The organism is Prevotella veroralis DSM 19559 = JCM 6290 (assembly GCF_000377625.1).
Classification (GTDB): domain Bacteria; phylum Bacteroidota; class Bacteroidia; order Bacteroidales; family Bacteroidaceae; genus Prevotella; species Prevotella veroralis.
The window spans coordinates 40231-54721 of record NZ_KB898332.1 but is presented as its reverse complement, the minus strand read 5'-3'; the positions used below and the strand labels follow the sequence as shown (position 1 = coordinate 54721).

Annotated in this window: 13 protein-coding genes and 1 tRNA gene; 7 read left to right on the top strand and 7 right to left on the bottom strand. The window is 43.4% G+C overall.

Going from position 1 to position 14491, the window contains the following annotated elements:
- Positions 1–22: 22 nt before the first annotated feature.
- The 3 genes from D464_RS0108200 to D464_RS0108190 all read right to left on the bottom strand — a co-directional run bounded on the left by D464_RS0108200 (position 23) and on the right by D464_RS0108190 (position 3234).
- Positions 23–703: a NigD1/NigD2 family lipoprotein gene (locus tag D464_RS0108200; protein ID WP_018910976.1), complete on the bottom strand. Its 681-nt coding sequence runs from the start codon at positions 701–703 to the stop codon at positions 23–25.
- 125 nt (positions 704–828) lie between these two features.
- Positions 829–1389, bottom strand: coding sequence for a pilus assembly protein N-terminal domain-containing protein (locus D464_RS0108195; RefSeq protein ID WP_018910975.1), 561 nt, complete (start codon positions 1387–1389; stop codon positions 829–831).
- Positions 1390–1536: 147 nt separating this feature from the next.
- Entirely contained in the window at positions 1537–3234 is a 1698-nt protein-coding gene (locus tag D464_RS0108190) for an RluA family pseudouridine synthase (protein ID WP_018910974.1), read from the bottom strand.
- Between the two features lie 201 nt (positions 3235–3435).
- Here D464_RS0108190 and D464_RS0108185 point away from each other — a divergent pair, with 201 nt between their 5' ends.
- A complete protein-coding gene (locus D464_RS0108185; protein ID WP_018910973.1) occupies positions 3436–4431 on the top strand; it encodes a patatin-like phospholipase family protein in 996 nt (331 codons plus the stop codon).
- On the opposite strand, the gene D464_RS0108180 is transcribed toward D464_RS0108185, so the two are convergent.
- The 3 genes from D464_RS0108180 to D464_RS0108170 all read right to left on the bottom strand — a co-directional run bounded on the left by D464_RS0108180 (position 4394) and on the right by D464_RS0108170 (position 6889).
- A complete protein-coding gene (locus D464_RS0108180) occupies positions 4394–5203 on the bottom strand; it encodes an ADP-ribosylglycohydrolase family protein (protein WP_018910972.1) in 810 nt (269 codons plus the stop codon). The two genes, D464_RS0108185 and D464_RS0108180, sit on opposite strands and share 38 nt — an antisense overlap.
- A 25-nt stretch (positions 5204–5228) precedes the next feature.
- Positions 5229–5300, bottom strand: a tRNA-Arg gene (locus D464_RS0108175).
- A gap of 146 nt (positions 5301–5446) precedes the next feature.
- On the bottom strand, positions 5447–6889 hold the full coding sequence (locus tag D464_RS0108170; RefSeq protein ID WP_018910971.1) for a C69 family dipeptidase: 1443 nt from the start codon (positions 6887–6889) through the stop codon (positions 5447–5449).
- 629 nt (positions 6890–7518) lie between these two features.
- Here D464_RS0108170 and D464_RS0108165 point away from each other — a divergent pair.
- From D464_RS0108165 to D464_RS0108155, 3 genes are all read left to right on the top strand, one after another.
- The gene (locus tag D464_RS0108165; RefSeq protein WP_018910970.1) at positions 7519–9459 is read left to right on the top strand and encodes an AAA domain-containing protein; all 1941 of its coding nucleotides are present in this window, start codon (positions 7519–7521) and stop codon (positions 9457–9459) included.
- Between the two features lie 97 nt (positions 9460–9556).
- Entirely contained in the window at positions 9557–9970 is a 414-nt protein-coding gene (locus D464_RS0108160) for a hypothetical protein (protein ID WP_018910969.1), read from the top strand.
- Positions 9971–10045: 75 nt separating this feature from the next.
- The gene (locus D464_RS0108155; protein ID WP_018910968.1) at positions 10046–11335 is read left to right on the top strand and encodes an L-cysteine desulfidase family protein; all 1290 of its coding nucleotides are present in this window, start codon (positions 10046–10048) and stop codon (positions 11333–11335) included.
- 4 nt (positions 11336–11339) lie between these two features.
- Here D464_RS0108155 and ribD read toward each other — a convergent pair whose 3' ends face one another.
- On the bottom strand, positions 11340–12320 hold the full coding sequence (ribD, locus tag D464_RS0108150) for a bifunctional diaminohydroxyphosphoribosylaminopyrimidine deaminase/5-amino-6-(5-phosphoribosylamino)uracil reductase RibD (protein ID WP_018910967.1): 981 nt from the start codon (positions 12318–12320) through the stop codon (positions 11340–11342).
- 27 nt (positions 12321–12347) lie between these two features.
- Between ribD and prmC the strand changes: the two genes are divergently transcribed.
- From prmC to D464_RS0108135, 3 genes are read left to right on the top strand one after another with little or no spacing between them, the layout of a single operon-like run.
- Positions 12348–13211, top strand: coding sequence for a peptide chain release factor N(5)-glutamine methyltransferase (prmC, locus tag D464_RS0108145; RefSeq protein ID WP_018910966.1), 864 nt, complete (start codon positions 12348–12350; stop codon positions 13209–13211).
- Complete coding sequence (locus tag D464_RS0108140; RefSeq protein ID WP_004384607.1) at positions 13208–13714, top strand: regulatory protein RecX; 507 nt, start codon at positions 13208–13210, stop codon at positions 13712–13714. The genes prmC and D464_RS0108140 overlap by 4 nt, the downstream gene beginning before the upstream one ends.
- Complete coding sequence (locus D464_RS0108135) at positions 13711–14418, top strand: ComF family protein (protein WP_024985890.1); 708 nt, start codon at positions 13711–13713, stop codon at positions 14416–14418. The genes D464_RS0108140 and D464_RS0108135 overlap by 4 nt, the downstream gene beginning before the upstream one ends.
- Positions 14419–14491: the final 73 nt, after the last annotated feature.

The window sequence follows — 14491 nt, the reverse complement described above, 5'->3', positions numbered from 1 at the left end:
TTATGAGCAGACGTTGCAATCACTATTGTTTACGACTCTTATATTTGAAGTGAACACTCTTAGCTCCCGAGAACGACTGCCATTTCAATGTCAAGTCAACAGTCTTCCCTTGTGTGTCGGGGAGATCACTAAGGCGGAACGCTACAAGTCCATCACGAACATATCCTTTCGTGTCGCCCATGGCGTTATGATGGAGTATCACCTCGTAAGGTTGAGCACCTTTAACAAGATTTATGACATGCTTTGTTCCATTGCCGAAATATGTGCGGAAGCGTAATGTGAGGTAACCATCTTCTACAGATGTAGTCCAGTTCTTGACTATTTCCAGGGGATCCTTTCCATATACTTCGTCATCCTTAGCCCCCATGCTACGCACCATGTTCTTTGTTAATATGGTGTCTATCCAATTCACATACGCACTTTTTGAATAGTGCCCACCTTGTCCATCTTGAATCTTCAGATTTGTTAGTGCGCGCAATTCCTTGTTTCCATAAGGCGAAGTCTTCATGTTTGTTGGAAGAACTGTAGTTTCATCATCCAACTGGAGATACATCTGTCCTGTGGAACTATTGGTCTTGATTGTGACAAGTGCATTTGGGTAATTGACGGAATAGTCGTAATTATCATCGTTTTCGCACGATTGCAAAGACAACGAACCTATCACTGCTCCTAAAACGAGAAGATAACTTAAAATGTGTCTCATAATGATTCCTCCATCTTATTTATATTACCAAAGTATGAATATTTATGAAAAGCTTTAGCCTTGTAAGGTACAGGGAAGGTGAGTAAAACAGCTTCCCTGTCCTGCTATAATTTAGAAGATTCGGTTTACCTTACGGTAACAGTGATCATTCCTGCTTGCTTATCCTTGTCAAGGATACTGATAGTTGTTGTTCCAGCCTTTACTCCTTTGATGGTAATTTTAGCATCTTTTACAGTGGCTGTAGCAATCTTTGTATCCTTTACCTGTACTGTATAAGGAGCCTTTCCAGACTTGATGTTAACCACTTCCTCTTTGCTGGTAGAGACGGTCACCTGTGGCTTGTCAAAAGAAAGAGGTTTTACCACGTTTACCACAACAGTACCTGTCATCTTGTTCTTGTCCGTAACGATGATAGAAGCCTTACCCTCTTTTACACCAGTAATGGTCATAATGTTCTTGTTGATTTTGACCGTAGCTGTCTTATCATCAGTTGACTTTACTGTAAAAGGTTGGGCTCCGTTGCCAATGGTTACATTGGTAGTAGCACCTGGTGCAAGCTCAACTTTAGCAGCACTAAACTTCAGGTGAGAATCTTTGTTGTCGTCTTTGTCGCAAGAAGCGAACATTGTAGCACCAAGGCAGCATACTGCCATCATCATTGTTTTGAAATTCATTTTCATTTCCATGTTTGTAATTATTTATCGGTTTAAAACTAAAGATTTATCATCTCATGTCGCTTATTAAAAGCAGAGAGTCATAATATCTTGCCTCGTTAAAGGCTAAAAATACGTTAAATAATTACGTCACACTTTAATTTATCTTTTGTCTTATTCTTATAAAGGAGCATTGAATGTCATTCTTTCTTGAGTAACGGGATGAGTAAACTCTAAGTGCTCAGCGTGTAGCCAAAGGCGTTCCGCATGTTGTCCGTAGAGCCTATCACCAATGATGGGTGTATCTAATCCATCGGGATGAGCACAATGGATGCGTAATTGATGGGTGCGTCCTGTTAGTGGATGGAGTTCTATCTTTACAGCTGGTAGATTCTCTTTTCCATATAAGGTTTCGCCAATTACACGGTAATCGGTGATTGCTTGTTTTCCATATAGATAGTCGACAAACTGCCGTGGGCGGTCATTAACATCGGGGGAAAGCGGCAATTCTATTCTACCCGATGTTGGGAAAGATTTATTGAGAAAAGCTATTGGTAGCAAAGCAACGTATGTCTTCTTCACAGAACGCTGTATAAACTGCGCCTGTAAAGCCTTATAAATCTCCAACGAACGTGCCACAACGAGCAAACCACTCGTCGCCATGTCCAATCGATGCACGATGAATACATCACTCTTACCGCTCCAACGTGTCTTTAATAGACTATAAACAGAAGGTTGATCGCCTTTCCCTGGAACAGAAAGTAAGCCTGATGGCTTTATGACAACAGCCAAATAATCATCCTCGTAAAGTGTTTCTAACTTTATCCGTTCAGCTTCTTTCTTATTACTCGGCACTATCTTCTCTTCAAACAAAGGCGTTTGTAAACCCTTCAACATCCATTCTAATATAGGTTTACACTTCCCGTTGCAGGCTGGGTAATAGTTTCTATGCTGTCGAATCTCCGTCTTTGGTGATGCTCCCCACCAAAACATAGCCATTGAGATAGGCTTATATCCGTGTAGAAAGGCATATTGTAAGAGCTTTGGTTCACAACATTCTCCTGCACCAGCAGGTGGAAGTAATGATGGAGCGAGGCTCTCGGTGGCTGGCGATAGATGTGCAGCCTTTGTACGTGCTGGACTATTCTTTAGATAATACTCACGGAAGATTGTGAGTAAGTTCTTCGTCTCTCCGCAAGCATTGAGCAAATTGAACTGTGAGAAGAGCCACTGTTGTAGGTGGTCCGACTTCATCTTTCGCTCTCTTTTCCACGCTGTTATCCTCTCTTGATAGTGAGCCAGTCTCTCCTTGGCAGCCGTGAGTTTTTCCGTATATAACACCTTTGTTCGATGCAATTCAGCCTTTAGAAACTGACTTTCTCTTATCATTTCAGCTTGTTCAACATCGGTTATTACAGCGTTCTCATTACGTCTTTTTTCACGCAATCGTTTAGCTTCTTGCATTGTCTTGCGTGCTTGTTCAATAGCTTCTGTCGCCTCTTTCTGAAGTTGATAGAGCTTCTTTTTTGTCTCCTTATAGACTGTTGAGGCTTTCAACTGCGCTATTCTCTTGTTGAGAAGAGTTATTTCTTCCTCGTGGACTTTGAAGTATTCTCCTGGTTGTAGATAGTCGAATACTGCGGGAACATAGTCTTCTCCACCTTTCTCCATCTGTCCTGAATAGGCTTGTAGGTATCCTATCTGTCCTTGATGTTCAACAACTAATACGCCATACATCTTTCCCTCAATAGGTGCCGGGGGCAATGTAGCCTGTAATTGAGCAGCAGCAGCACGACAGAGTGCGTCTGGTTCATAATCAAAAGGATTATTGAAGCAGGTGGGGAGAGGTGTGTCTATTACTAACGGGTGGAACTTCATGCTGCAAAGGTAAGGAAAAGTTGGCAAGTAAACGGGTTTACAAGTAGACAAGTTGATGGGGAGGTAGACAAATGGACAGGTTTACGAGGAAACGAGTTGTTGGTAATTGGGGGTGTTGATAGGTTTTAATTAGAACTAATAAAACGAAGAATAAACTCGTAAAATACGCTATTCTTTTAGAAAAACATTACTTTTGCCCTTATGAAGAAGGTATTTTTTGTATTTCTAATGATAATATGCTGTGGACTGAACAGCATTGCCCAACAGTCAGCAAAAGCTCCCGTAAGTCGTCCAAAGATAGGACTTGTACTCGGAGGAGGCGGTGCGAAAGGAGCTGCGGCAGTAGGAGTATTGAAAGAGATAGAGCGTGTGGGCATTCCTATTGACTATATCGCAGGGACAAGCATAGGCTCGATTATTGGTGGGCTATATGCTGAGGGCTATCGAGCGAATGATATTGACACCCTTTTCCGTTCTCAAGATTGGCTTTCATTGATGGCTGATCGCGATACAACTCTTATGGGAAAGGTGTTCAAAGAAGAAGATGGTGTGTACTATCTGTTCGGCTTTCCCGTTCGTCGAAAGGCTGGAACAGGAGCAAATGAGGCTTTCGGACTATTGCATGGTGACCATATCTATAATTTCTTAGATACCCTTGTCGCTCATTCCCCCGTGCAACGTGGATTACAGCAAAAGGCAATTCCCTTTGCTTGTGTGGCTTTCGACATTCGGAAACAGCAAGAGATAGTGCTCGATACAGGTTCTTTGGCTCGTAATATGCGGGCTAGTATGGCTATCCCAGGAGTGTTCAAACCGATACCATTAGACACTATGACGCTTGTTGATGGCGGTATGATCAATAATCTCCCAGTAGATGTTGTGCGCAAGATGGGTGCCGACATCGTTATTGCCATTGATCTCCAACAGAATAAACACGATGATTATCATTCGCCATTAGCCTTTTTGAAAGGAATGGGTGGCGTGCTGGATTGGTTGGCGGAACGCCCGGATATAAAGAAATATAATGTTAATCGTACCCAAGCCGACATCTACATCAATCCCAACTTAGGCTCTTATGGTGTAAAGGACTTCAATGCTAAGGCAATAAAGGATATGATTCGCATTGGAGAAGAGACGGGGAAGCAGTATCAACCACAGCTTACCGAGTTGCTTTCCAAGGTTGGCAAAGGTTCTTAACACGCTCGTAAAACTGCCCCAAGATATCTAACATATCGGCAGGGAGATAGTCGATTGCTTTCTCAATCATCCATTCTGGCACCTGATAGTAGGCTTCTGCAATAGAACCAGCTATACATGCTTTAGTATCAGTATCGCCTCCGCACATAACAGCTAAGCGTATCGTCTCTTCAAAATTATTGGCATTCATGAAGCAACGTAACGCCATAGGAACAGTTTCCTGACAGGTTGCATCGAAGTGACCTTCAGCCCCAATCTTGATGATGTTACGCATGGATGGCAGCTCATAACCATAGAACTTGTGTACTTTCTTCTCAACATCTGCCTTGGAGAAACGCATTAGGCGCAACCAACAAATAGCCTCGGCAACACATTGCGCACCCTTTATTCCTTCTGGATGATTGTGACTAACTCGTGCACTCTTAGCCGCTTCTTCGATCACATCTTCCCATTCATCAAAGAGCCAGCCTATCGAACTGACACGCATTGCCGAACCGTTTCCATAGGAGTTCATAGGCTGTGGGTGCTCGGCATGTAACCACTTGTCAAACCAAGTACCATAGCCTCCCATAGGGTCAGGATAGCGTTTGCACCAATCGAGTAAGCTATCTTGATAATCACGACCATTTAGTACCGCATCGGCAATAGCGATAGTACAAATGGTGTCATCTGTATATGAGCAATCTTCTGTGAATAGGTCGAATCCTTCTTTTGGAGCCGCTCCGAATTCGAAGCGAGAGCCTACTATATCTCCAATAATAGCGCCAATCATAATAGTCTAGGTTAGTCTTTAAGAGTACTCCGACCGGGAATCGAACCCGGATCAAAGGTTTAGGAAACCTCCGTTCTATCCATTGAACTATCAGAGCAAACCATTAATAGAGATGCCTCTTATAGAATGGTTGTCCTATAAGAGGGCATCTTCTTTATAGCTGCAAAGGTAGGAAAAAAAACTTATATACCTTTGTAAATAGTTCTTTTATTTATTTCCGATGCACAAAAGTGGCTTTTTCTCTTATGCACCATGGAAGAGATACTCCTGTTGGATGTCCTGAGTAAGCAGTGTAAAGAGCTTCTCTTGTAATTGATCGGCTAATGCTAAAGCATCGTTGAGAACCTTATCTGAGAAGGCTTGCAACATATCCTGTGCATGGAAAGGTTGTGTCTTATAGATACGAAGATACTCCTCTTCCATTTCGCGTTGACGCTGGTCTGTCTCTGATTCAAAGGCTGCGTAAGCCTCTTTGATGACTGGTGCATACTTGTTATAGTTGGTCATTCCCAGTGTCATTACCTTGCGGAACTTCCAATAAGCAGAGTCTTCACTTGACTCATTGGTGCCCTTTGTATAGGCTTCAGGGTATGACGTCACCCCCTGATAGAGTGGAAGGAAGACTCCAAGATCAGCCATTCCCATTGCGACATAGTTAATACATCCGATTGCTTGAGGCAGTTCTGGGCGTACCTGTAAGAGGTGAGTTTGAGTCGTACGGAAGATAGATACAGGGCGATAAACCTCCTTTGGATTACTATGGAGATATGGGTCATGCTCTGTATTATCGTAGTGGAAGCGGAAAGCAGTGCGTAGATCGGTCAGTGAAATCTTATGTGCTGGCTTCGCAAAGACAGGGAAGGTGTTCTTCGTAACATCGTTCTTTATCTCTGGAGAGAATAACTGTTGCAAGCCCCATACACGTGGGTAATTATAAGTGGTATCCAACTCTACATCACGAGCATAAGCCTCATGGAAGTCGAACTCGCCCTTAGCTGGATCGTAGAGATGATGTTTCTCGGCAAACTCTATGAGGTCGGCTGATGCTAAATAGTTGTCCTTGTCGTTTGGATCATACTTGCGGAAACGACTCTGATTACCCGTAACGAAGTATTGATCACGTGGCATACGACAGGCTAACCAACGGTGCCCACAAGCTGTTTCAAAGTACCAGATCTCATCCTTATCGACGAAACCTATACCGAAACCTTCGGCTATTCCGTACTTTTCAACAAGCATTCCCAGACGTTCAACACCCTCTTTTGCAGTATGAATATATGGTAAGGTGATATTGAAAACAGAGTTTTCTGCAACGCCATTCTCCACCAATGGATCGTATTTTAACGCCTCATCGCTACTGAAGATACTCTCAGTTGCACTCATGCCAACGCCTGCTGTATTGAAACCAGCACTTCCCCAATGGTGGTGGAGATGGTGAGGAGAGAGTGCGTGATAGCCTAATGCCTTAGAAGGAAGCTCACAACGGAACGGACTATCAAGTGCCACGAACTCTTTAGAGCCGTTTTCTGTATCCTTAAAGATCTCATAGTTCTTAGCTACCATAGCGTCCCAATCCTCTGAACGAGCTACTATCATAGAGCCATCTGCGGTCTGTTCCTGTCCGATGATGATGGTTGTACACTCTGATGGAAGGCTCTGCTTTTGTTGCATGTTAGTCTTTTTCATAAGCTTAAAAGTATTTAATTGCGAATTTCTATCTAATGGCAAAAGTAGTAATTAATTGATAGAAGTAACGCAAAAGGTCATACAAAAAACTATAAAAGAGGCTTTGCTTTAATTCAAAATTCATATTAGGGAGAGTTGACGAGTGGACTGGTTAACAAGTAGACTGGTTATTCGTTCTGTGGAATAGAGCACCACAAAGTAGGGACAGATGCCCTCGTTGGAAACCCCACCCAGCCTCCCCTTGGGGGAGGCTGGGTGGGGTTTCAAGAGGGCGTTTCCTTGTTTTGTCTTCATCGTTTCTGTGTACCGAATCATAGCCTCGTTATACATCAACCCTGCCTCTCCAAGTTAGCTTCCGTTAGGCACTCCTCCCCTTTGGGGAGGCTGGGAGGGGTTTCAAGAGGGCGTTTCCTTGTTTTGTCTTTATCGTTTCCGTCTACCGAAGCATAGCCTCGTTATGCATCACCCCAGCCTCTCCAGGTTAGCTTCCGTTAGGTACATTCCCTCCTTTGGAGGGGCTTGGGGAGGCTTTTAATGACACTATTTTGCCTTATTGGAATATTATGTGTATCTTTGTAATGTTCGTCTTGTAACGAGCAGAAATATGTTTTTAACATAATAGATAATCGATGACACAGGAATCTCCGATACAAGCACTACAACGGCAAAAGATGCTACTTCAGATGGAATACTACGCTGAGAAGGAAGCCTTCAGGAAGCAGACTGAGGCGACAGGTATGCATAGGAAGGTGAAAAGAGGAGATGCTTGGTTCCCGTTAAGAGTGGGTAAACGCTTTTATAATGGGCTCAACCAATTATGTATTGAGGTGTTTCGAACGCAAGACGGAGATATTGAACATAACTTTGAAAGCGGTCGCCCTGTCTTGTTCTTCAAGTTTCTTGCAAAAGGAGTGGGCGTTGGTACGAACGCAAATAAGCTGGAATATTTCCGTTTTACAGGCTCTGTTTCTTATGTGGATGGCGATAGAATGGTTGTTGCAGTGCCCGAATCGGCTCCTTTACTCGAACTCCAATCAGCACAGCAGCAGGTTGGTTGTCAGCTAGGATTTGATGAGACGAGTTATCAAATGATGTTTGATGCCTTAGAAAGAGCGATGAAAGCTAAAGGAAATAGGCTTGCTTACTTGCGTGACTTGTTCTATTCTCGACAAAAAGTGGGTAAGTTCTCTTTTGCTCCTATCCGTCTCCCGTGGTTGAATCCAACGCAGGAAAGAGCCGTTAATGAAGTGTTGTGGGCAAAAGATGTAGCCATTGTGCATGGTCCTCCAGGCACAGGTAAGACCACAACAATGGTTGAAGCAATCAATGAAACACTCATGCGTGAGAGCCAAGTGTTGGTTTGTGCGCAGAGTAACATGGCTGTCGATTGGATATCGGAGAAGTTAGTTGATCGTGGAATCAACGTCCTTCGCATAGGTAATCCTACTCGTGTGAATGATAAAATGCTTGGTTTTACCTACGAAAGGAAGTTTGAGGCGCATCCAGACTACCCTCAATTATGGTCTATCCGTAAGGCTATTCGGGAATTAAGAAACCATCGTAAGCGGAGTTCAGAGAATTATCATCAGAAGATGGAACGCCTGAAAAGTCGTGCCACAGAGCTTGAAATTAGGATCAATAGCGAACTCTTTGGTGAGGCGAGGGTGATTGCTTCGACCTTAGTAGGGGCAAATAGTAGGATAATGGAGGGTCAGAAGTTCACCACCTTATTTATAGATGAGGCTGCACAAGCACTTGAGGCGGCATGCTGGATACCCATTCGTAGGGCATCAAGAATTATCTTTGCAGGTGATCATTGCCAATTACCACCAACGGTGAAGAGCTTAGCTGCCTTGCATGCAGGACTGGGTAAGACTTTAATGGAGCGTATCGTAGAGAACAAACCAGAGGTTGTAACGTTGCTGAAGGTGCAATATAGGATGAATGAAGAGATTATGCGCTTCTCGTCCAATTGGTTCTATGGGGGGCAAGTAGAGAGTGCGCCACAGATAAAATACCGTGGTATCCTTGATTACGATAACCCAATAGTGTGGATAGATACGTCCGATTCGAGTCTGGAGAATCAATCAGAAGGGGGACAAAAAGAGGATAAATCTATCTTTAAAGAGCAGTTTGTTGGTGAGTCATTTGGGCGTATTAACAAGGGAGAAGCCGAATTGACATTGCAAACACTACAATCTTATTTTACGAAGATAGGCAAACAACGCATCTTAGACGAGCGTATTGATGTAGGTGTAATATCGCCTTATCGTGCGCAGGTACAGTACTTAAGGGGGCTAATTAAGAAGCGCGAGTTCTTTAAACCATACCGTTCTTTGATTAGTGTAAACACAGTTGACGGCTTTCAAGGGCAAGAGCGAGATGTGATACTCATCTCTTTAGTGCGTTCAAATGACGCTGGACAGATAGGATTCTTGCGTGATTTGCGTCGCATGAATGTGGCTATTACGCGTGCAAGGATGAAACTTATCATCCTTGGAAACGTACAAACAATGACGCAGCATCCGTTCTATAAGAAGCTATGGGAGAGCATAGAGCAGGTGGAGTAGTGCTGTTCTCCTTTCAAGTTATTTGTATATTCTCTTCGAGAAAAGAGCTTTTATATGTTTTTTTTATTTACTTTTGTGACATAAAAAGAAGTACACTATGTTGCAACGAGATTATTTCATTAGACTAATAGAGGAGTTTAGCGCAGCAATCTCACGCTTTCTAACGAAAAAGGAAGATGACTTGAAGCGTGATAAAGAGCTAAAAGACCTTTATAAACAATATGTTGGTGAATATGAAGACTTGCGTAATCTCTCCGTTGATGAGCTTTTGTTGTATGCGAAAGAACAATGGGCTGAGAACGAGAGGATAGACCGCATTGATATGGTGGCAGAGCTTCTTTATGCTGAAGCAAGCTATAAGAGTGATCCTTTGCGCTCTCTTTTACAGAAGAAAGCCTATCTGTTATTCGATTACGTAGAGGCTCATGGCACTACATTCTCTATAGATAGACAACAGAAGATGGAGGCTATGAGCCATGAATTGGGGAATCTCCTCTCTGAGAATTGTTAGTGAGAAGAATGATAAAAGGGTGTGCTTTTCATTTAAATCAGATGCTATAAACAGGCTAAACCGATATAAATCATTATGCTAGAAACAAACATTAGAGAACAAATTATCAGCTTGATACATCATCAAGTGGTACCTGCTGTGGGCTGTACAGAGCCTATGGCTGTGGCATTATGCGTCGCTCGTGCCGCCGAACTACTAGGTTCTAAACCCGAGAAAGTGCGTGTGTTGCTTTCTGCGAATATCCTTAAGAATGCCATGGGAGTGGGTATTCCTGGTACAGGGATGATAGGCTTGCCTATTGCTATTGCCTTGGGAGCATTGATAGGGAAGTCCGAATACCAATTGGAAGTCATTAAGGAGCTTACTCCAAAGGGATTGGAAGAAGGCAAGAAGTTTATTGGTGAGAACCGAATAGACATTAAGTTGAAGGAAGGAATCACAGAGAAACTATACATCGAAGCGATCTGTGAGGCTGGAGAACACCAATCGGTTGCTATCATCTCATGTAGCCATACGAACTTTGTTTACGAGTGTGTCGATGGCAAGGTATGTATGGATAAGCGTGGTCCGAGTGGTTCTGTTGCTGCTTGCAAAGGTGTTGATCTGAACTTACGAACAGTCTGGGAGTTTGCAACAACTACTCCTGTAGAGGAGATAGAGTTCATTCTTGAGGCGAAGCGATATAACCTTCGTGCTGCAGCAGAGGCTTTGAAAGGTAATTACGGGCACTGCCTTGGGAAGATAATGGACCGTCCTTTGAGTCGAGGAATATTCGGGAACAGTATCTATTCACATATCATCTCAAAGACTGCATCAGCCTGTGATGCTCGTATGGGAGGTGCATTAATACCTGTGATGAGCAATAGTGGCTCTGGAAACCAGGGTATTTGTGCAACGAATCCAGTAGCTGTTTTTGCTAAGGAGAACGAGAATACGCGTGAAGAACTAATCCGCGCGCTTACGTTAAGTCACCTAACTGCTATTTATATAAAGCTGAGCTTGGGTGCTCTCTCAGCCCTTTGCGGTTGCGTAGTGGCAAGTATTGGATCCAGTTGTGGCATTACTTACCTCATGGGAGGCGATTACGTGAATGTCTGTCATGCGGTGAAAAACATGATCGCAAACCTTACTGGGATGATATGTGATGGTGCGAAGCCTAGCTGTTCACTGAAGATTTCATCTGGAGTATCCACTGCTATACTGTCAGCAACGCTCTCCATGGAAGGCAAACATGTGACAGCTGCGGAGGGAATCATCGATGATGACGTTGATAAGTCTATCCTTAACCTTACAAGCATAGGCAAGGAAGCGATGTGCAATACCGATGATATGGTGTTGAACATCATGACTCATAAGTGTGACTAAGGGCTTATCTCTCTTCCCGATGATAGGTTACAATCTTGTTGCCATCCCATTGTTCGATACGAGTTATGCGTATATTCGAAGGTAATTGAGGGGCTTTTACACCCTTATCAACCAATAAGGAGCCAGTCTCAACACGTATCTCATCCCATAAACCAGCATCTAGAAAGCTCTGTAAAGTACTTGCTCCACCTTCAACAATGAGGCTTTGTTTCTTCTCTTGATATAGGTGTTCAAGGACGGATTGGGGACTTGGGTATTGTGCAGATGAGGTGGATTTCTGTTGTGAAAGAACTATCTTTTCAGGGTTCTTACCGCTCCACTCCCTTACAGTAAGCTGTGGATGCTCTAAGTTGTCAGTAGTTCTTCCAACGAGAATAGCGTCATTCTCCGCCCTTAACTTATGCACCAATATCTTTGTGAAAGGCGTTGATATGTTCAAAGGATGGTAATCTTTGCTTGGCAGATAACCTATATATGCAGGATTACCCATCGTTTGTGCCCACTTCAAGATGACGTAGGGACGATGGTGCGTGTTGTATGTTATGAAGCGTTTGTTTAGTTCCAAGCACTCTTTCTCGAGTACTCCAACAGTCACTTCTATGCCTGCGTCACGTAGTTTCTGTACTCCTCTGCCATGCACTTCAGCAAAGGGATCTATACAACCACACACTACTCGGTGTACACCCTTGCGTATGATCAGGTCGGCGCAAGGTGGAGTTTTACCATAATGTGAGCATGGTTCGAGGCTAACATACAATGTTGCATTATGTAAGAGATGGCTGTCAACCTCCTTAACAGAGGCAAACGCATTCACTTCTGCATGCCCCTTACCGCATTGCACATGGTAACCTTCACCAATAATCTTACCCTCTTTGCTTACAATAACAGCCCCCACCATAGGGTTGGGTTTAGCTTTTAGCATCCCATTGTAGGCTAATTGCAAACAACGACGCATGTATTTTTCGTCAATATCAGCTTGTTTCATATCATTAAAATTCCTATCTTTGCATCTATGACATACCAAGATTTATGGCACAGACTTGTTCCCTTATATGGAGAAGGCGAAGCACAAGCTATCATCCGATTGGTTTTGGAAGTGAAGTTTGGGCTTTCCTTAACCGATATATATATTGGCAAAGTTAATGAAATATCCCGAGAAGCTGCGGAGGAACTCGATAAAATCATGCAAAGACTTGCTTCTTCAGAGCCTGTTCAGTATGTGTTAGGCATGGAAACATTCTGTGGTCGCAGCTTTAAAGTTGCCCCTGGTGTATTGATTCCGCGCCCGGAAACGGAAGTGTTGTGCCATTGGATAGAAGCAGATAACAATCATCCGTATTGCGCCTTACAACCTCCTGTCCCCCTGCAAGTGCTAGATGTGGGTACAGGTAGTGGTTGTATCGCTGTGACACTGGCTTTAGATCTGTATAACTCGGCTGTTACTGCATGGGACATATCGGCTGATGCACTCCTGATAGCACGTGACAATGTACATAGATGGGACTCTTCTGTGGTGCTACAGATGGAGGATATCTTATCGATTTCGGCTACTACTAAGGAACAGAAGTGGGACATCATCGTCAGTAACCCACCTTACATCTGCGATAAAGAACGCTCTTCTATGGCGGAAAATGTGCTGAAGTATGAGCCAGAAACAGCCCTCTTCGTTCCTGATAACGACCCAATTAAGTTTTATAGGGCTATTGCAGAATATGGTGTGACGGCTTTGACCGATGAAGGAACACTCTATTTTGAGACCAATCCACTATATATATATAAGGTGAAAGACATGTTAAGCAATCTAGGATATAAACAGATAGAACTGAAGGAAGACCAGTTTGGCAAACTGAGGTTCGTTAAAGCGATGAGAGGATGATACAGAAACGACCTATACTAGAGCCTCAAGCCTTGAAAAAACTTGCCGATCTTTGTGCGAAAGGAGAGCATTGTTCAGGTGAGATGATTGAGAAGATGCGCAAATGGGGGCTTTCCGAAGATGCACAAACACGCATACTTGAGAAATTGATAAGCCTGAAGTATGTTGATGACGAGCGTTACACGCAGTTCTTTGTACATGATAAAATACGTTACAACAGGTGGGGTAGACGTAAAATAGAGCAGGCTCTCTGGTTAAAGAAAGTGGATAGTAACATCGCTTCAAGCGTTTTGGATGCTGTTGATGATGCTGAGTACTTAGAGGTTCTACGCCCATTAATGGCTAGTAAGTACCGCACTATTAAGGCAGAAAGCGATTACGAGCGTTCGATGAAACTGATTAAGTTTGCCATGGGACGTGGCTTCACGATGGACTTGATACGGCGGTGTATTGATGAAGGAGTGGTTGACAGCGATGGAGATGTAGACTTCATAGAAGAATGAAAAGGACAATTAGCTTTCTTTCCAGACTATTAGACACCTTTTTCCCACGTGCCTGTGCAGTGTGCGGAGAGCGTTTGTCCATGTCAGAAGAGATCCTTTGTGGGGCTTGCAACCTACGACTTCCCCGTACAGGATATGTCCATTCACCTTATGATAATGAGCTTGTTCGTCTGTTTTGGGGGTTAATTCCAATAGAGAAAGGGGCTTCTCTCTTCTTTTATAAGCCTCATTCCGATACAAGCCGACTGATTTATAAGCTTAAATATGGGCATCATCCCGAGATAGGAGAGGCTTTGGGACGCCTTATCGCAGATGAGTTCAATGTTGATCAATACTTTGATGGAATTACAGCTATCGTTGCTGTACCCTTAGCCAAGCAACGTTTACACGAGAGAGGATACAATCAAAGTATGGAGATTGCGCGTGGCATTAGTGCTGTTACAGGTATTCCGGTCATAGAGAAAGCTCTCCAACGCGTTACATTCCATGGTAGTCAGACACAAAAAGACCACTGGCAACGCAATGAGAATGTAGAGAAAGCCTTTCAATTAACAGACTCCTCCAGCATAGCAGGGCACCATATCCTTTTGATAGATGATATTATAACCTCTGGTGCAACCCTTGTTTCGGCTGCTCAAGAGCTGCTCAAAGGAGAGAATGTGAAGTTGAGTGTACTCTCATTAGGCTTTGCCAAGAACAATTAAAGAGCTATTCTTTTTCCTATCTTTAGCCCTTTAATATCAAAAAAATGCGTAAGTTTGCATTTAGAATATAACC

What these genes read in the sequence shown, in the direction of transcription:
- D464_RS0108170 (WP_018910971.1), bottom strand. Translation starts at nt 6,889, where the DNA reads ATGAAAAAGACTAACATGCAACAAAAGCAGAGCCTTCCATCAGAGTGT.
- D464_RS0108155 (WP_018910968.1), top strand. Translation starts at nt 10,046, where the DNA reads ATGCTAGAAACAAACATTAGAGAACAAATTATCAGCTTGATACATCAT.
- D464_RS0108190 (WP_018910974.1), bottom strand. Translation starts at nt 3,234, where the DNA reads ATGAAGTTCCACCCGTTAGTAATAGACACACCTCTCCCCACCTGCTTC.
- D464_RS0108135 (WP_024985890.1), top strand. Translation starts at nt 13,711, where the DNA reads ATGAAAAGGACAATTAGCTTTCTTTCCAGACTATTAGACACCTTTTTC.
- D464_RS0108185 (WP_018910973.1), top strand. Translation starts at nt 3,436, where the DNA reads ATGAAGAAGGTATTTTTTGTATTTCTAATGATAATATGCTGTGGACTG.
- prmC (WP_018910966.1), top strand. Translation starts at nt 12,348, where the DNA reads ATGACATACCAAGATTTATGGCACAGACTTGTTCCCTTATATGGAGAA.
- D464_RS0108180 (WP_018910972.1), bottom strand. Translation starts at nt 5,203, where the DNA reads ATGATTGGCGCTATTATTGGAGATATAGTAGGCTCTCGCTTCGAATTC.
- D464_RS0108140 (WP_004384607.1), top strand. Translation starts at nt 13,208, where the DNA reads ATGATACAGAAACGACCTATACTAGAGCCTCAAGCCTTGAAAAAACTT.
- D464_RS0108195 (WP_018910975.1), bottom strand. Translation starts at nt 1,389, where the DNA reads ATGGAAATGAAAATGAATTTCAAAACAATGATGATGGCAGTATGCTGC.
- ribD (WP_018910967.1), bottom strand. Translation starts at nt 12,320, where the DNA reads ATGAAACAAGCTGATATTGACGAAAAATACATGCGTCGTTGTTTGCAA.
- D464_RS0108160 (WP_018910969.1), top strand. Translation starts at nt 9,557, where the DNA reads ATGTTGCAACGAGATTATTTCATTAGACTAATAGAGGAGTTTAGCGCA.
- D464_RS0108200 (WP_018910976.1), bottom strand. Translation starts at nt 703, where the DNA reads ATGAGACACATTTTAAGTTATCTTCTCGTTTTAGGAGCAGTGATAGGT.
- D464_RS0108165 (WP_018910970.1), top strand. Translation starts at nt 7,519, where the DNA reads ATGACACAGGAATCTCCGATACAAGCACTACAACGGCAAAAGATGCTA.